14 protein-coding genes are annotated in these 17,084 nt (G+C 72.1%); 10 read left to right on the top strand and 4 right to left on the bottom strand.

Features of this window, described 5'->3' with window-relative positions:
* Window positions 1-533 precede the first annotated feature (533 nt).
* Both ACFMQL_RS31135 and ACFMQL_RS31130 read right to left on the bottom strand, forming a co-directional pair.
* Window positions 534-1,739 (bottom strand): amidohydrolase family protein, encoded by a 1,206-nt coding sequence (locus ACFMQL_RS31135; RefSeq protein ID WP_364053008.1) that lies wholly within the window; start codon window positions 1,737-1,739, stop codon window positions 534-536.
* A gap of 45 nt (window positions 1,740-1,784) precedes the next feature.
* The gene (locus ACFMQL_RS31130) at window positions 1,785-3,911 is read right to left on the bottom strand and encodes an anthranilate synthase component I (RefSeq protein WP_378788333.1); all 2,127 of its coding nucleotides are present in this window, start codon (window positions 3,909-3,911) and stop codon (window positions 1,785-1,787) included.
* A gap of 408 nt (window positions 3,912-4,319) precedes the next feature.
* On the opposite strand from ACFMQL_RS31130, the gene ACFMQL_RS31125 reads away from it, so the two are divergent.
* The 7 genes from ACFMQL_RS31125 to mctP all read left to right on the top strand — a co-directional run bounded on the left by ACFMQL_RS31125 (window position 4,320) and on the right by mctP (window position 13,786).
* Window positions 4,320-4,652 carry a hypothetical protein gene (locus ACFMQL_RS31125; RefSeq protein ID WP_364053013.1) on the top strand — a complete coding sequence of 111 codons (333 nt, stop codon included), beginning with the start codon at window positions 4,320-4,322 and terminating at the stop codon, window positions 4,650-4,652.
* A 40-nt stretch (window positions 4,653-4,692) separates the two neighbouring features.
* Entirely contained in the window at window positions 4,693-5,292 is a 600-nt protein-coding gene (locus ACFMQL_RS31120; RefSeq protein WP_364053016.1) for a TetR/AcrR family transcriptional regulator, read from the top strand.
* A 145-nt stretch (window positions 5,293-5,437) separates the two neighbouring features.
* Entirely contained in the window at window positions 5,438-8,935 is a 3,498-nt protein-coding gene (locus ACFMQL_RS31115; RefSeq protein WP_378788330.1) for a S8 family serine peptidase, read from the top strand.
* A 202-nt stretch (window positions 8,936-9,137) separates the two neighbouring features.
* Window positions 9,138-10,751, top strand: coding sequence for a CocE/NonD family hydrolase (locus ACFMQL_RS31110; protein WP_378788328.1), 1,614 nt, complete (start codon window positions 9,138-9,140; stop codon window positions 10,749-10,751).
* Window positions 10,733-11,692 carry a WYL domain-containing protein gene (locus ACFMQL_RS31105; RefSeq protein ID WP_364053025.1) on the top strand — a complete coding sequence of 320 codons (960 nt, stop codon included), beginning with the start codon at window positions 10,733-10,735 and terminating at the stop codon, window positions 11,690-11,692. Before ACFMQL_RS31110 ends, ACFMQL_RS31105 begins: the two co-directional genes overlap by 19 nt.
* Before the next feature lie 226 nt (window positions 11,693-11,918).
* Window positions 11,919-12,182: a DUF3311 domain-containing protein gene (locus ACFMQL_RS31100; RefSeq protein ID WP_378788326.1), complete on the top strand. Its 264-nt coding sequence runs from the start codon at window positions 11,919-11,921 to the stop codon at window positions 12,180-12,182.
* On the top strand, window positions 12,179-13,786 hold the full coding sequence (gene mctP, locus ACFMQL_RS31095) for a monocarboxylate uptake permease MctP (RefSeq protein WP_364053031.1): 1,608 nt from the start codon (window positions 12,179-12,181) through the stop codon (window positions 13,784-13,786). Before ACFMQL_RS31100 ends, mctP begins: the two co-directional genes overlap by 4 nt.
* A gap of 168 nt (window positions 13,787-13,954) precedes the next feature.
* On the opposite strand, the gene ACFMQL_RS31090 is transcribed toward mctP, so the two are convergent.
* Window positions 13,955-14,305: a DUF6285 domain-containing protein gene (locus tag ACFMQL_RS31090; RefSeq protein WP_378788323.1), complete on the bottom strand. Its 351-nt coding sequence runs from the start codon at window positions 14,303-14,305 to the stop codon at window positions 13,955-13,957.
* A gap of 527 nt (window positions 14,306-14,832) precedes the next feature.
* On the opposite strand from ACFMQL_RS31090, the gene ACFMQL_RS31085 reads away from it, so the two are divergent.
* The 3 genes from ACFMQL_RS31085 to ACFMQL_RS31075 are packed head-to-tail and all read left to right on the top strand — an operon-like array spanning window position 14,833 to window position 16,537.
* Window positions 14,833-15,615 carry a CPBP family intramembrane glutamic endopeptidase gene (locus tag ACFMQL_RS31085; protein ID WP_364053037.1) on the top strand — a complete coding sequence of 261 codons (783 nt, stop codon included), beginning with the start codon at window positions 14,833-14,835 and terminating at the stop codon, window positions 15,613-15,615.
* 51 nt (window positions 15,616-15,666) lie between these two features.
* On the top strand, window positions 15,667-16,275 hold the full coding sequence (locus tag ACFMQL_RS31080; protein WP_378788321.1) for an acyl-CoA dehydrogenase family protein: 609 nt from the start codon (window positions 15,667-15,669) through the stop codon (window positions 16,273-16,275).
* A gap of 46 nt (window positions 16,276-16,321) precedes the next feature.
* Complete coding sequence (locus tag ACFMQL_RS31075) at window positions 16,322-16,537, top strand: hypothetical protein (RefSeq protein WP_378788319.1); 216 nt, start codon at window positions 16,322-16,324, stop codon at window positions 16,535-16,537.
* A 17-nt stretch (window positions 16,538-16,554) separates the two neighbouring features.
* Here the strand turns inward: ACFMQL_RS31075 and ACFMQL_RS31070 are convergent, their stop codons facing one another.
* Window positions 16,555-17,007, bottom strand: a complete 453-nt coding sequence (locus tag ACFMQL_RS31070; RefSeq protein WP_364053046.1) for a hypothetical protein — start codon at window positions 17,005-17,007, stop codon at window positions 16,555-16,557.
* Window positions 17,008-17,084 lie beyond the last annotated feature (77 nt).

Here is a 17,084-nt window from a genome sequence, read left to right as displayed (position 1 = left end):
CTGTGAGACGGGCCTGGGGCGCCGCGCCTGAGGCCGCACGCCACAGAGGCAGGAAGCGCCCATCGGGCCTGCGCGTCGGCGGCGATCAGACCGGGCGCGCACGATCGCAAGCGGCCGCCATCCGGATCGCAGCGAAAGGCCGGTGAGGCTGCTGACACACCCGCGCCGCACAAACCGGCGCTCGCCCGGACGTGGCACAGGCGCGAGCCCGCCTGCGCCGCACCGACCAGCGCTCGCCCATCCACCCGGACGTAGCGCGGGCGCAGCCATGGCCCGACGTTGCACCGACCTGCGGTCCCTCAACCCGCAGAGGCGGTCAGGGTGCGGGCGCCTCGGGTGCCGGATCGGGGCGGCGCTCTGCCCCCGCCCCACGCGATGGTCAGGCTCGTCCACACGCGCCGGTTCGCTCGGCGCTCATCCTCACCGCCGGTCACCGGGGTGGGCAGAGCGGGGCTGCCGGTGTGTTCGCCGAGGTGAAGGAGCGGCCCCGCGTGGCATCGGGCGGGCGGGGCGGCGCTGTCGTTCCGGGGCGGTCAGAGGCGGTAGATGCGGCGGGCGTTGGCGGAGCCGATCATGTGGGCGACGCGGGCGGCGTCGGCGGCGCTCCACTCCCCCGTGCCGATTCTGGCCGCCAGGGCCACGGCCAAGGCGCGGCGGTGGGCGAGGGCGGCCAGGTAGGCGGTCTCGGCGAGGCCGCACGCGCCGGAGCCGTACAGGAGCTTGTGGAAGGGGGCCAGTTCCAGCAGCTCGTCGATGACGCGGGTCGCGGCGGCGGTGTGCTGCGGGGCGAAGCCGACATCCACGTACACGTGCGGGAAGGTCGCCGCCAGGTGGGCGGCCTGGCGGTGGAACGGGTAGCAGTGGAGCAGGATCATCGGCACGCCGAGCGGCTGGAGCGCGGCGGCGAAGGCGCTCAGCCTGGCCGGGTCCGCGCGGTGCGGCTCCCCCAGCGGGCCGCCCGGGCCACCGGCCGCACTCGACGCGCCCGGCCCGCCGAAGACGCCCGGCCCGGCGAGCCCGGCGAAGCCGCCGTGGAACTGCACCGGCAGGTTGCGCTCCTTGGCCACGTCGACGGCGCTCCAGACCAGGTAGTGCAGCAGGACGGGGTCGGTCAGCGGCGCCTTGGGGTCGGCGAGGCGACGGTTGGCCGCCGCGATCACCGCGCCCCTGGCGGGCCTGCCGGCCTCCAGGTCGAGCCCGCACAGCGCGCCGGCGACGGTCTTGAGCGCGACCGCCCGCGCCGCCCTGGCGGTCAGCTCCTCGCCGAGGTCGTCGAGGTAGTCGACGGCGAGCTGCGCGGAGGCGGCGACGTCGCGCTCGATGTGCTCGACGCGGACCAGCTCGTCGGCGGCGGCCCCGCCGAGGCGGCCCATCTCGGCGGCGCCGAGCAGCTCGCCGTCCTGCGCCGCAGAATCGACGAGGAACGCCACCACCCCGGCCCCGGCCAGCATCCGCCGGTTGACCTCGGCGGCCCCCAGCTCGGTCCTGCGGGCGAGGTAGACGGCGGGCGGCGCGTGCGGCTCCAGGTCGAGCAGCGGCCCGCACCAGCGGCGTACGGCCACGCCGAGCGGCGTGTCGAAGTGGGTGGTGCCGGGCGGCGCGGGGCTGCCGGAGCCGCTGATGAGCAGTTCGAAGCCGGCTCGGCCGAGGTCGTCGCGCCGCACCCCGTTGCAGTGGTGGTCGACGAGCGGGGCGAGCAGCGCGTCACGCACCGTGCCGGGCAGGTCTACGGGGAGCATGCGGAGACTCTAGGGGAGCCCCGCATGCCCCCGCCCGGGTTTTACTCATCTGCGGGCGAGCCGGAGCACGTTCGCGATGATCTTCGCGCCCGCGTTGCCCTCCTGGGTGAGGATCGACTCGGGGTGGAACTGCACGGCGAAGCGCCGCCGCTCGGTGTCCTCGATGGCCATGACGTTGCCGTCGGGCGTGAGCGCGGTCGGGGTGAAGCCGACCACGCCGGGCCGCTTGGCGTGCAGCGAGTGGTAGCGGGCCGCGGTGAACTCGTCGGGCAGGCCGTCGAGCAGCACGCTCTCGGCGATCTTGGAGACCCGGCCGCGCTTGCCGTGCTCGGGATAGTCGAGCAGCTCGAGCGTGCCGCCGGCGTGTTCGACCATGGCCTGCAGGCCGAGGCAGACGCCGAAGACGGGCAGGTCGCGGGCGTAGACCTCGTCGAGCAGCGCCGACATGCCGAAGTCGGTGGGCCAGCCGGGGCCGGGCGAGAGCACGACCAGGTCGGGCGCGATCTCGTCGATCATGTGGGTCGGGAAGCCGTGGCGCAGCGTGACGACGTCGGCGCCCTCCTGGCGGAAGTAGTCGGCCAGGGTGTTGACGAAGGAGTCCTCGTGATCGACGAGCAGCACCTTCATGCCGAGGCCCGCCTGCTGCCTGGGCTCGGCGGCCTTGACGGTGCCGGGCTGGTTGACGGCGGCGAGCGCGCCGAGCAGGGCGCTGGCCTTCAGCTCGGTCTCGCGCTCCTCGGCCTCGGGGTCGGAGTCGAACAGCAGGGTCGCGCCGGCCCTGACGGCGGCGATGCCGTCCTTGATCTGCGCGGTACGCAGGGTGAGCCCGGTGTTCATGGACCCGTCGAAGCCGATGAAGCCGATGGCGCCGCCGTACCAGCGGCGGGTGGTGGCCTCGTGGTCCTCGATGAACTGCATGGCCCACGTCTTGGGCGCGCCGGTGACGGTGACGGCCCACATGTGGGTGAGGAACGCGTCGAGCGCGTCGAACTCGGGGCGCAGCCGGCCCTCGATGTGGTCGACGGTGTGGATGAGCCGGGAGTAGAGCTCGATCTGGCGGCGGCCGATGACCTTGACCGTGCCGGGGACGCAGATGCGCGACTTGTCGTTGCGGTCGACATCGGTGCACATGGTCAGCTCCGACTCCTCCTTCACGCTGGACAGGAGGGTGCGGATGGCCTCGGCGTCCTCGACCGGGTTGCGGCCGCGGGCGATGGTGCCGGAGATGGGGCAGGTCTCGACGCGGTCGCCGTTGACCCGGACGTACATCTCGGGTGAGGCGCCGACCAGGTGCTCGCCCTCGCCGAGGCTGATGATGAACTCGTACGGGGCGGGGTTGCTGGTGCGCAGGCTGCGGTAGAAGGCCGACGGGTCGGTGCAGACGGCGTGGAAGACCTGGCCGGGCACGACCTCGAACAGGTCGCCGCGCTTGAACTTCTCCTTGGCGGCGGCCACGACCTTGGCGTACTCGCCCTTGGGCGGGTTGGGCGGCACCTCGCCGGGCGCGGCGGGCGTGACGATCTCGCCGGTGCGTTCGAGGCCGCGGGTGGTGGCGCCGTCGACGGTGAACTCGTAGCGGTGCTCGACGCAGGTCTCGCGCTGGCGGTCGATGACGACGAGCCGGTCGGGCAGGTGCAGCACGAGGTCGCGCTGGTCGTCGGGGCGGACGAGCTCCTGCCTGATGGGCTCGAACTGGAAGGCGAGGTCGTAGCCGAACGCGCCGTACAGGCCGAGGTGCGGATCGTCGCCCTTGAAGGCGGCGATGACCTCGCGGATGGCGGTGAACACGGTGGGCCTGCGGCTGCGCTGCTCCTCGGGCAGCAGGTCCTCGGACTCCGGTACGTACACCGAGACCCGGTCGGCGGTGGGGTCGGTGACGGGCTTGCCCGCGCTCAGCAGGCACGTGGCGATCGCGGGCAGCACGACCCGGCCGCGTTCGTTGAGCGCGGTCGCCGAGATCGTACGGCCCTTGGCGACGAGCTCGAGGCATGGATTCACGTAGCCGAACGCCCATCGGCTGTAGCGGCCCGGGTAGTCCATGCCGGAGGAGAAGGCGCCACCGCGCCGCTCCGACAGGGCTGTGACGATCTCTTCGAGGGCGGCCTCGTCCACCTCGCGTGTCTCGCGCTCGACACCGATGCCCCCGGCGGTGGTATATCCGCTCTTCTCCACTTCCTGCCCCTTCAAATGATCGAGCCCCGGGGGCGGACACGAGAAAGGCCGCCATCCGGGGCGGCCGTCCGTTGTGGAATGCGAAACACGCGCCGCCTAGGAGCGGCGCCACCACTGGAGCTGAGCGTGATTTCGCATGCCGTCAAGGTTAACCCCCCGACCATGATCGCGCAACGAGCCCGCTGGTGTGGCGCGTCTTCGCACAGTACCGCTCCCCGGCCACCCCTATTTGAATACAGAGCTGTCCTGTATTGTTTTCCTCCGAAGGGGGTGGCTGGTCACCGGCCACGCGTTCGCCCGCGAGGTGCCGGCCGATCCGCGCTTCACCGCCCGCTCGGAGCCGCGCCGCCTGCCCACACCGTCGGACGCGCCGCAGGGCGGCCTGCACCGCCGGGGCTGTTCGTCGCCATGGCCCCGCCCCGGCACACCCGCTACCGCCGCCTGCTGACCGGCGAGTTCACCGTGCGCAGGATGCGGCGGCTGACCGAGCGGATCGAGGAGGTCACGCGGGCCCGCCTGGACGCGATGGAGCGGCACGGGCCGCCGATCGACGTGGTGGAGGCGTGCACCGCGCCGATACCCGCCGCGGTCATCTGCGCGCCGCTCGGCGTGCCCGAGCAGGACCGGGCGGGCTTCGTCGCCGAGATGGCCCGGCCGATCGGCCCCGAGCTGGGCGCGTCGGGTTCATGCCGCTCGGCGCGGCGGGCGTGGACCAACAGCCCGTCACCTGGGGATCACTAGACTCGCGCGGGACGCGACGACGGACGGCTACCGGAGAGGCATGAGCGACGATCAGCGGCCGCGGGCGCGGACGGCGGGCCGGCCGCGCAGCCAGGAGGCCGACCTGGCCATCCTGTCGGCCGCGCTCGACCTGCTGATCGAGCAGGGCGCCCAGCAGACCAGCATCGAGCAGGTGGCGCGGCGGGCCGGGGTGACCAGGGCGACCGTCTACCGCAGGTTCGCCGACAAGACGGCGCTGCTGGTGCGCACACTGGAGTGGGCCGACCACGACCACGACCCGGCGCTGACGGGCTGGCGCGACCTCGAGCACCTGTTCGCCGACTGGGGCCGCTATCTCGCGGTGCCCCGCAACCGGCGGCTGCTGCGCCGCCTGTACGGCAGCCGCGACGACCACCCGGAGCTGTTGGAGACGTGGCGCAAGGTCAACGGCGGGCGGCGCGCGGCGGCGGTGCGCGACGTGCTGGTGCGCGCCCGCGAGTCCGGCCGGCTGCCGGCGGCGCTGGACGTGGACGTCGTGCAGGAGGTGCTCACCGCGGCGGTCATGCTGCACGTGGGCACGCACCCCGACGACGAGGAGCCGAAACGCATCGCCGCCTATTTCATGGCGATCATTGACCAATTCGGTCACCGCGCTCACTGACCGTACCGGCAGGCGACCTGACCAGATTACATTTATGATCGCAAAGTAACTTTTTCTGACAACTATTGCTTTCTTCACTTGATCACTTCACTCTTCTCGACAGAGGCGTGAAGATCACCTCTTCACCCGTCGAGAAGGAGAGCACGTGCCCCACATCTCCCGCTGGCGAGCGATCCTCGCGGGGATCGTCGTGGCCGCCACCGGTCTGCTGGTCCCGCAGACCGCGGCTCAGGCGGCGCCGGAATCCGACAAGATCGACGCCGCCGTGCAGGCGCGGCTGGAACAGGACGGCAAGGCCACTTTCTGGGTCAGGATGAAGGGCTCCGCCGATCTCAGCGGCGCCCGCCGTGCCGTGACCAAGGAGGCGAAGGTCGAGGCCGTCTACAAAGCCAAGAGCGAGCGGGCGAAGTCCTCCCAGGAGGGCTTACGCAAATTACTCGACGCCCGAAAGGCCGACTACACCCCGTACTGGATCGTCAACGCGGTCAAGGTGACCGCCGGCGAGAAGCTCGCCTCCGAGATCGCCGAGCTGCCCGAGGTCCGAAGCATCGAGCCGATCCGCACCGTCTCCGTGCCCAAGCCGGACCAGGGGCAGGCACAGGCCAGGGTGAACGCGGTCGAGTGGAACATCGACCGGATCAACGCCCCGCGCGTCTGGGAGGAGCTGGGCGACCGCGGTGAGGGCATCGTGGTCGCGAACATCGACACCGGCGTGCAGTTCGACCACCCCGACCTGGCCGCCGCCTACCGGGGCAGGAACCCCGACGGCACCTACACCCACGACTACAACTGGTTCGACCCGGCCCGCGTCTGCCCGTCGTCCGCGCCGTGCGACAACAACGGCCACGGCACCCACGTGATGGGCACGATGGTCGGCGCGAACGGCATCGGCGTGGCCCCGGGCGCGAAGTGGATCGCGGCCAAGGGCTGCGAGTACAACACCTGCACCGACGCCTCGCTGCTCGCGGCCGGCCAGTGGATCGCCCGGCCCACCGACCTGAACGGTGAGAACCCGCGCCCCGACCTCGCGCCGGACATCGTCAACAACTCCTGGGGCGGCGACGGCTTCGACCCCTGGTACAAGGAGGTCGTCGACACCTGGCTCGCCGCCGGGATCTTCCCCGCCTTCGCCAACGGCAACGAGGGCCCGGCCTGCCGCACCAGCGGCTCCCCCGGCCAGTACATCACCGCCTACAGCGCCGGCGCCTTCGACGTGAACAACGACCTCTACGCCCGCTCCAGCAAGGGCGAGGGCGAGAACGGCGAGATCAAGCCGAACATCGCCGCCCCGGGCGTGAACGTGCGCTCCTCGGTGCCCGGGAACGGCTACGACTCCTACACCGGCACCTCGATGGCCTCACCGCACGTGGCCGCCACGGTGGCGCTGATCTGGTCGGCCGCGCCGGGCCTGACCGGCGCCATCGACTCCACCAGGGCACTTCTCGACGGCACCGCCATCGACGTCGACGACACCAGCTGCGGCGGCACCGCGGCCGACAACAACGTGTGGGGCGAGGGCAGGCTGGACGCCTACGCCGCCGTGCAGGCCGCGCCCAAGGAGGGCCTCGGCGACCTGTCCGGCACGGTCACCTCCGGCGGCGAGCCGGTGCCCGGCGCCACGATCACCGTCACCGGCCCGCTGACCCGCTCGGTCACGACGGGCGAGGACGGCACGTACGCGCTGCCGCGCCTGCTGCCCGGCGACTACGAGGTGACCGCGGCCAAGTTCGGCTACGCCGAGGCCACCACCGAGGTGACGATCACCGCCGAGCAGGCGAGCACCGCAGACCTGACGCTGGAGGCCCAGCCGGCCGCCGTCGTGTCGGGCACCGTCAGCACGGCCGGCACGCCCGAGCCGGGCGCGACCGTCGCCGCCACGGGCACGCCGGTGAGCGCGGTGACCGACGAGGCGGGCCGCTACAGCCTGACGCTGCCGCACGGCACGTACGAGCTGACCGTCACCCCGGCCTCGCGCTGCTCCAGCTCCACGACCGAGTCGATCACCCTGGAGGGCGACCTGGTCAAGGACATCGAGCTGCCGCTGCGCGGCGACAACTTCGGCTACACCTGCGCCTCCGGCGCCCAGCCGTACGTGGCGGGCACCGAGAAGCTCGCGCTGACGGGCGACGACGAGGCGGTGCAGGTCACGCTGCCGTTCCCGGTGCCGTTCTACGGCACGGGCCAGAGCCGGGCGTGGATCGCCACCAACGGCTTCCTCACCTTCGGCGACTCCCGCGTCACCACCGCGGGCAACGTCCGGATCCCGTCGTCGGCCACGCCGAACAACGCGATCTACCCGTACTGGGACGATTTCATCGTGGACGACCAGGCCGGCGTCTACACGGCGGTGACGGGCACCGCGCCGAACCGGGTGTTCGTGGTCGAGTGGCGCAACGTCACCTTCTACAACGAGCCCTCGCAGCGGATCTCGTTCTCGGCGCTGCTCGGTGAGGACGGCTCGATCGGGTTCCGGTACAAGGACATCGAGAGCGAGCGCGAGCAGGGCTCCAGCGCCACCGTGGGCGTCGAGAACGCGGCGGGCGACGACGCGCTGCTCTACTCCTACAACGAGCCGGTGCTCGCGACCGGCCAGAGCCTGGCGTTCACCGCGAGCAGGCACGGCCTGGTGGTCGGCACGGTGACCGACGCCAACGACGGCGAGCCCATCGCCGGGGCGACGGTCACGGTGGGCGACGTGGCGACGTTCACCACCGGCGACGACGGCGCCTTCTACGGCCAGGTGCTGGCCGGCGACTACGACGTCGAGGTGACCAAGGAGCACTACGGCTCGTTCACCCAGCAGGTCACGGTGGCCCCGGCAGCGGTGACGCGGGTGGACACGGAGCTGGTCACCGGCCGGGTGAGCGCGTCGGCGGCGGAGCTGACCGTGGTGCAGCCCGCGGACTCCACCCGCAAGCGCACGCTCGAACTGACCAACCTCGGGACGGCGACGCCGTACACGGTGACCGGCGACTCCTGGCTCACGGTGACCCCGGCCTCCGGGGAGCTCGCCAAGGGACAGAAGGCCACGCTGACCGTGGAGGTGTCCAGCGCCGGGGTGGCGGCGGGCACGTTCCGCACGGGCACGCTGCTGGTGAAGTCGGCCAGCGGGCGGCAGCCGACCATCGAGGTCAAGGTGACCGTCGTGGTGCCCAAGCTCCAGGTCGCCGTGGACGTCGGCGCGACCAAGAAGGCCGTGGACTCCGCCGGCGACGCCTGGACGCCCGACCGCAAGTACACCCAGGGCGGCCACGGCTACGTGGCCACCAAGAGCAAGACGGTGAAGACGTCGAAGAGCGTCTCCGGCACCGCCGACCAGACGCTGTTCCAGACGGCCAGGGAGGGCATGCTGGAGTACCGCTTCGACAACGTGCCGAACGGGACGTACACCGTCGAGCTGGACTTCGCCGACCTGTCGCGCACCCAGATGGGCAAGCGGGTCTTCGACGTGCTGGTCGAGGGCGAGCTCGCGATCCCGGCGCTGGACCTCGCGCTGGAGGCGGGCACGTACACGGCGGTGAGCAGGCAGTACACGGTGAAGGTGACCGACGGTCAGCTCAACGTGCGGTTCGCGACGCGGCAGGGCTCGCCGATCGTCAACGCGCTGCGCATCTCGGAGCGTCCTGACCGGGCGACGCCCTAACGGCACCCCGGCGGCTCCGCCCCGCCCCGCCCCGCCGCGCGCGGCGGGGCGGGGCGGCCGCGACCCGATGCTCCTGGTGACGCCGGTTGACCGGCCGCCGTCCGGCGCTCCTGATGACGCCGGGCGCCGGCCGCCGTCCGGCGCTTTCGTTGACGCCGCCCCGGGCTACCCGCCCGGGGCGGCGTATGTTACTGCTTGGTACATGAGACGCGTGCGGATCCGGCGCGACCTTCACGTGCCGATGCCCGACGGCGTGACGCTGCTCGCCGACCACTACGCCCCTCCGCACGGACGGCCGGGCCCCGTGGTGCTCATGCGCTCGCCGTACGGGCGGCGCGGCCTGCTCGGCTGGTACTTCGGGCGCGGCTTCGCCCGGCAGGGCCTGCACGTCGTCATCCAGAGCTGCCGCGGCGGCTTCGGCTCGGGCGGCCTGCTCGACCCGCTCGGCGACGAGCACGAGGACGGCCTGGCCACCGTCGCCTGGCTACGCGAGCAGCCGTTCTACGGCGGCTCGTTCGCCATGTTCGGCCCCTCCTACCTCGGCTACGCGCAGTGGGCCGTCGCGCCCTTCGCCGGGCCCGAGCTGAAGGCGATGGCCACCCAGATCACCGCCTCCCAGTTCAGGGACGCCGCGTACGTCGGCGGCGCGTTCGCTCTGGAGTCGGCGCTGAGCTGGACCACGCTCACCGACGGCATGTCGCGCAGGTTCGGCGGCGCGTCGATACTGACCGCGCCCCGCCTGACCCGCAGGGCGGTGCTGTCGGGGCGGCCGGTGGCGGAGCTCGACCTGGTCTCGGCGGGCCGTCCGCTGCGCTTCTACCGGGACCTGCTCGCCCACCACGAGAACCCCGCGGTCCCGTACTGGCACAAGCGGGACTTCTCCGCCAAGGTGGGCGAGGTGGACGCGGCGGTGACGATGCTCGGCGGCTGGTACGACGTGTTCCTGCCGTGGCAGCTTAAGGATTACGCGGCGCTGCGGGCGGCGGGGCGGCGGCCGTACCTGACGATCGGGCCCTGGTACCACATCGACGCCCGGCACGGCCGCGCCACCATGGAGGAGGCGTCGGCCTGGTTCCGCGCCCACCTGCTCGGCGACTCCTCGCTGCTGCGGCCCGACCCGGTGCGCATCCACGTGACGGGGGCGGGCGAGTGGCGCGACTACCCCGGCTGGCCGGTGCCCGGCATGCGGGAGGCGCGCTGGCATCTCCAGCACGGCTTCGGCCTCGGGCCCGACGGGCCGCTGGAGGGCGGGCCCGACCGCTTCCGCTACCACCCGGCGTACCCGACGCCGCGCATCGGCGGTCCCGTGCTGCTCGGCGACTCCAGGCCGCGCGACCAGCGGCGGCTGGAGCAGCGGCGCGACGTGCTGGTCTACAGCTCCCCCGCGCTCGACCGGCCGCTGGAGGCGATCGGGCCGGTGCGCGCCGAGCTTTACGTGCGCTCCAGCACGCCGCACGTGGACGTGGTGGTGCGGGTGTGCGACGTGCATCCCGACGGGCGCTCGTACAACGTGTGCGAGGGCGTCAGGCGGCTCGGGCCCCGAGACGGGGACTTCGACGGGGACTTCGACGGCGACGGCGTACGGCGGGTCGAGGTGGAGCTGTGGCCGATCGGGCACCGGTTCCGGCGCGAGCACCGGATCAGGGTGCACGTGGCGGCCGGGGCGTACCCGACGATCGCCCGCAACCCGGGCACCGGCGAACCGCTCGGTTCCCCCGGCGGAGACGGCAGGATGGTGCCCGTGGACGTCGAAGTGTTCCATTCGCCCGAGCGGCCCTCGGCCGTGGTGCTGCCGCTGTGCGCGCCTCGCGGTTGATGTCGCTGGTCCTGCTGCTGCAGGCCAGGGGCGGGATGACGGCGGCCGAGCTGGCCGACGAGCTGGAGGTCTCCGAGCGTACGGTGCACCGCGACATGCTGGCGCTGTCGGAGGCGGGCGTGCCCGTCTACGCCGACCGGGGCCGCGGCGGCGGCTACCGGCTGCTCGACGGGTACCGCACCCGGCTGACCGGGCTGGACAGGGCCGAGGCCGAGGCGCTGTTCCTGTCGGGCGTGCCGGCCGCGCTGCGCGAGATGGGCCTGCAGGACGTGGCGGCGGCGGCCCGGCTGAAGGCCGCCGCCGCCCTCGCCCCCGCGCTGCGCGACGCGCCTGCGACCGCCGCCCAGCGCTTCCACCTGGACGCACCCGGCTGGTTCGCGGGCGACGACCCGCCGCCCGCCGCGCTGGCGCCGCTGGCCAGGGCGGTGTGGCGGGACCGGCGGGTCTCGGCGGTCTACAAGGACGTGCTGCGGGTGCTGGAGCCGTACGGGCTGGTGCTCAAGGCGGGGGTCTGGTACCTCGCGGCGCGGCACCGGGGCAGGTTCCTGATCTTCCGGGTGCACCGGTTCGGCGAGATCTCGGTGCTGGAGGAGACGTTCGACCGGGACCAGGACTTCGACCTGGCGGCCTTCTGGGCGGAGCAGGCGGCGGCGTTCGCCAGGTCGCTGCTGCGGGAGGAGATCACGCTGCGGCTGACCGAGCGGGGGGTGCGCATGCTGCGGCACGTGGCCGACCCGGCGGCGGTGCCGGACGCGATGGCCTCGCTGCAGGAGGACGGGACGGTGCGGCTGGCGGTGGAGTCGCTGCCGGTGGCCTTCTCGCAGGTGCTGCGGTTCGGGCCGGAGGCAGAGGTGCTCGCCCCGCCGCGGCTGCGGGCGATGGTGGCCGACGCCGCCGCCCGGATGACCCGCCTCTACGACGGCCCTGACTCTTCACCCTGACCTGACCGCACTTCCTGGGTTAATGGGATGACCGTTCGTCGCGGCCAACCGACCGCTCGGCGACAATGTGCGGCGCTCTCCGCCTCGCCAGAGTTAGGGTTCTGAGCGGCCTGACCGAATGTCCGTCTCAGATATCGAGATATCAACTCGGCATTTAGGCCAAACCGTAACATAGCGTTCATTGGGTTTAATCCCCTCGAAAAGCTAACCTCCCTCCGTTGACTTCATGTCACGAGCCTGGTCACCGCCAGCGCGCTTGATCAACTCATCGGAGGGCCAGATGACTACCGGGGAACCCGGGCAGCCACGTAGCGATCGCAGTCCATGGAACTGGCTGCTGATCGTGCCCATCGTGCTGCCGTTGCTGACATTCCTGTACAACTACGACGAGCCGCGGCTGTTCGGCTTTCCGTTGTTCTACTGGCTGCAGCTCGCCTTCATCATCGTCGGCGTGGCCACCACCACTCTCGTTTACAGGATGACCAAGTGAGCGCTCACACGACCGAGCTGGTCATCTTCGTTCTGCTGTTCCTCATCGTCAGCGGCATGGGCTTCGTGGCCGCCCGCTGGCGCCGCCCGAACGACCTCGCCAGCCTCAACGAGTGGGGCCTCGGCGGGCGCAGCTTCGGCTCCTGGATCACCTGGTTCCTCGTCGGTGGCGACCTCTACACCGCCTACACCTTCGTCGCGGTGCCCGCGCTGGTCTTCAGCTCCGGCGCGCTCGGCTTCTACGCGCTGCCGTACACGGTGGTCGTCTACCCGCTGGTGTTCCTGGTGCTGGCCCGCATGTGGTCGGTCTCGCACGTGCACGGGTTCGTCACCCCTGCCGACTTCGTGCGCGCCCGCTTCGGCTCGCCCACGCTCGCGCTGGCCGTCGCCATCACCGGCCTGATCGCCACGATGCCGTACATCGCGCTGCAGCTCGTCGGCATCGAGGCCGTGCTGAAGACGATGGGCATCACCGGGCACCTGCCGATCATCATCGCCTTCGCCATCCTGGCCGCCTACACCTACCAGTCCGGCCTGCGGGCGCCCGCGCTGATCGCGTTCGTCAAGGACTCGCTCATCTACATCGTGATCCTGGCCGCGGTCATCTACATCCCCGCGAAGCTCGGCGGCTGGGACTCGATCTTCGACGCGGCCAAGGCCAAGTTCGACGCCACCCCGGCTCCTGGCGACGGCTTCGTCCTGAACGCCAACAACCAGCTCCAGTACGTGACGCTGGCCTTCGGCTCGGCGCTGGCGCTGTTCCTCTACCCGCACAGCCTCACCGGCGTGCTCGCCTCCAAGAACCGCAACGTCATCAAGCGGAACATGTCGGCGCTGCCCGCCTACAGCTTCGTGCTGGGCCTGATCGCGCTGCTCGGCTTCATGGCCATCGCGGCCGGCACCAAGCCGGTCACCACCGACGGCAAGGCCGACGCCAACACGATCGTGCCGCAGCTGTTCGACCAGATGTTCCCCGACTGGTTCGCGGGCGTCGCCTACGCCGCCGTCGGCATCGGCGCGCTCGTGCCGGCCGCCATCATGTCGATCGCGGCGGCGAACCTGTTCACCCGCAACATCTACCGCGAGTACATCAACAAGAACGCCACCGACGCGCAGGAGGCGAACGTCTCCAAGATCGTCTCGCTGCTGGTCAAGATCGGCGCGGTGCTGTGCATCCTGCTGCTCGACCCGCAGTTCTCGATCGACCTGCAGCTCATCGGCGGCGTCATCATCCTGCAGACGCTGCCGTCGGTGGCGCTCGGCCTCTACACCCGCTGGTTCCACAAGGGCGGGCTCATCGCGGGCTGGGCGGCCGGCCTGGCCGCGGGCATGTGGATGCTGTACCTCATCCCCAACCCCGCCAACGGCAAGGCGCACTTCGGCGGCTCGGCGTTCCCGCTGTCGAACTTCGGCTTCGACACCTCGATGACGATCTACGCCGGGTTCCTGGCGCTGATCGTCAACCTGGTGGTGGCGGTGGTGGCCACGGCGATCCTGAAGGCCGCCAAGGTCGCCGACGGCGACGACGCCACCAAGCAGGACGACTACTTCGCCGACGAGGGCGACCCCAAGGTCAAGGACCTCGACCTGACCGGGTCTCACTGACCTCGGCGGACGACCCGTCCGGCGTCTCTTCGCGGCCCGCTCCCCGACCTGGGAGCGGGCCGCTCGCCGTTCTCGGCGCACCCTTGGCCCGCTTCCCGATCTGAGGGAGGCGGGCCGCTCGCCGTTCTCCCCGCCTGGCCGGCGGGTGGGCGATCCGCTCGTCTCCGGTCAGTCCGCCGTGAGGTAGGCGGGATCGGTGACCTCCAGCTTGGCGCGTACGGCGGCCTCCAGGGCGGTGAGCAGGCGCTCGTCGTCCGGCAGGCGGCCCGCGCGGATGGCGGCGGCCAGCTCGGCCTCGTCCGCGACGCCCAGGCCGGCCAGCCTGGCCGCGTGCTCACGGGCCTGGGCAGGACCCAGCTCGACCTCCCGCTCGACCATGGCCAGCACGTTCACGGCCACCCGCGTGTGGAAACGGACCGGGCCCTCGACGGCCGGGAGCACGTCGCTCTGAAGGAGTTCGCGGACGGCGGCCACGAGCTGCGCCGCGCTGGGAACGTCGTGCGGTTCGGTGCCTGTCACACCGTCCTGCCTGACACGCCCACGCCCCGATCCCAACATCCCGCCGCAGCCCGCCCCTTCCCGGCTCGGACGGACGCAAGCTCCGCCGCAGGGCAGTGGACGCTCACCCAGGTGCCGCTGAAAGAGGCCGGACACCGGCCACGCAGCGGTCTTGAGAGCGGGACCGCTGGTGGGACCGCGCGGAGAGCCCAGCGCCGGTCTGGGAGGTGGGGGCGCCGTCCGAAGAGTTCAGGTGGCGGCCGGCGAGGGGGCCGTGCCGGGTTGGGCGAGGGCGGCGCCGCAGGCACGCGGGAGGGGCGGCGCCGCAGCGCACGGGGTCGGCGATGGGCCGCGACGCAAGCGCGCGGGGGCGGGGTGAGCAGCGACGCAAGCGCGCAGGCTCGGCGCTGGATGGCTGGAGGCGTGCGGAATCGGCGGCGGGCGGCGCTGCAGGCGTGCGCGGAGGGTGGGCGGGGTCGGTGGTCGTGGGGCGCATCGGGAATGTGGGCTTTATCGGGATCCGATCATGTCGGGGTTAGTCTGCGGCCATGCAGACACAGTCCCCCCTCGCCCCGCCCCACCTGCTCACTCCCCGGCTGATCCGGGCCGAGGTCTTCGTCGTGCTGTCGGTGTCGCTCGGGGCCAGCGCGCTGGTGGCGTTCGTACGGCTGATCGGGGCGCTCACCGCGCCGCGCGAGCTGAAGGGGCAGCAGGCCGTGCTCGTCGGGTCGATGGCCCCCGGGCGACCGTGGCTGGACCTGACGTTGCAGCTGGTGCAGATCGCCGTGGCGGTGGCGCCGGTGGGACTGGTGGCATACCTGATGGTGCGCTCGGGCGAGTCGCTGCGCACGATCGGCGCGGACTTCCGCAGGCCGGGCGGCGACCTGCTGCGCGGCGCGGCGCTCGCGGCCGCGATCGGCGGTTCGGGCCTGGCGTTCTACCTCGCGGTGTGGGCGGCAGGGGTGAACCTGACCGTGGTGCCGGGCGCGCTGCCCGAGGTGTGGTGGCAGGTGCCGGTGCTGCTGCTGGCGGCGGCGCAGAACGGGGTGCTCGAGGAGGTCATCGTCGCCGGCTACCTGCTGCACCGGCTGGGCCAGGCCGGGTGGGGGCCATGGAAGGCGGTCGTGGTGTCGTCGCTGCTGCGCGGGTCGTACCACCTGTATCAGGGGTTCGGAGGGTTCGTCGGGAACGTGGTGATGGGACTGGTGTTCGGGCGGCTCTACCAGCGGTGGGGCCGCTCGATGCCGCTGATCGTCGCGCACACGCTGATCGACGCCGTCGCCTTCGTCGGGTACGCCTTCCTGCACGGCAAGGTGAGCTGGCTGCCCTGAGACCGCTGACCAGAATGACGTTCTGTTGTCGGGTCGGTTCATGACCACCTGGTGCCGACGGACACCCCCGGCTACACGATCGTGCGCGAGACGCCCGTGCTGGGGCTCGGCGGGTCGCATTGCGAGGTGCGCTACGAGAACGTCCGCCTGCCCGCTCAGAACCTGCTCGGGCCGCGCGGGCAGGGCTTCGTCATCGCGCAGAAGCGGCTCGGCCCGGGGCGGATCTTCCACTGCATGCGCTGGCTCGGGCAGGCGCAGCGGGCCTTCGACCTGATGTGCCGCAGGCTGCACGAGCGCCGCGCGTTCGGCGAGCCGCCGGCGGCCGAACAGCTCATGCGGCAGCACGTGTTCGGCTCCTACGCCGAGATCCAGTCGGCGCGGCTGCTCACGCCGCACGCCGCCGAGGCGATCGACGCGGGCTCGCAGGCACGGGTGGAGATCGGCACGATCAAGGTGGTGGGCGCGCGGATGCTGCACAACGTCATCGACCGGGCCATCCAGGTGTACGGCGCGGCGGGGCTCACTCCGGACACGCCGCTGGAGCGGATGTACCGGCACGCGCGGGCCGGTCGCATCTACGACGGTCCCGACGAGGTGCACATCGACTCGGTGGGGCGGCGCATTCCGGGCGTGTACGCGGCTGGCGGCACCTGGGGCTGACGCGGGTGATGCGGGTGTGGGGCCGGGGCTTGAGGTGGAGGCTGGGTTGATCCGCGCCTGCGAGGAGGCGGGCGGGCAGCCGGTGGACCGGGAGCCGCTGCGCTGGTGGGAGACCTTCGGGGTGCTGAAGTGGGGCGTCATCTGCGTCATGCGGACGATGCGGCACCTGCGGGGCGGCGCGCGCTCGGTGGAGCCGGCGGCGATCGGGCGGCGGTTCTGCGAGACCGAGTGGAACCTGCTGCGGCTGCTCCGCGACCGGTGACCAGGTCGTGTACGCGCTCATCCGCCGAGCAGGGGTCTCCTGCGGGCCGGGAGCAGGGCGGAGAGCACGAGGAAGGCGCCGGTGAGCGCGTACAGGCCGGTCATCCCGGCGAGGGTGCCCGGCGGCTCGCCCGGCTCGGCCCACGGGACCGGACCGGACGTCCACGGCAGGCCGCCCGCCCGCGCCCACGGCAGCGTGGCCGCCAGATCGACGGCGGAGCCGAGGTCGAGCGCGAACAGCACACCGGCCGCCGTCAGCGGCACGCCGCAGGCCAGGGCGGCGACCGGCCACACCGTCAGGAGCCTGACCAGGACGGCGACGCCCGCCACGTACGCCAGCGCGGACGGAGCGGGGGCGAAGGCCACGGTGCCGCCGCGCAGCGCCCTCGCGGCGGCGTCGGTGAGGTAGTAGACGGGGATCGCGGCGACCAGGCCCGCGACGGCCGCCAGGAGCTGCCCGCCTCGCTTCACCTGCCACCCCTCCTCGTCCGGTCGTGGAAACCTTAGCCGCCGCAGGGCCTTTCGCGCTGCCTGCCTGCGAAAACAGC

Source organism: Nonomuraea fastidiosa, from assembly GCF_042751225.1.
GTDB classification, from domain to species: domain Bacteria; phylum Actinomycetota; class Actinomycetes; order Streptosporangiales; family Streptosporangiaceae; genus Nonomuraea; species Nonomuraea fastidiosa.
The sequence above is the reverse complement of the archived record's forward strand: the minus strand, read 5'-3'. Positions and strand labels throughout refer to the sequence as shown.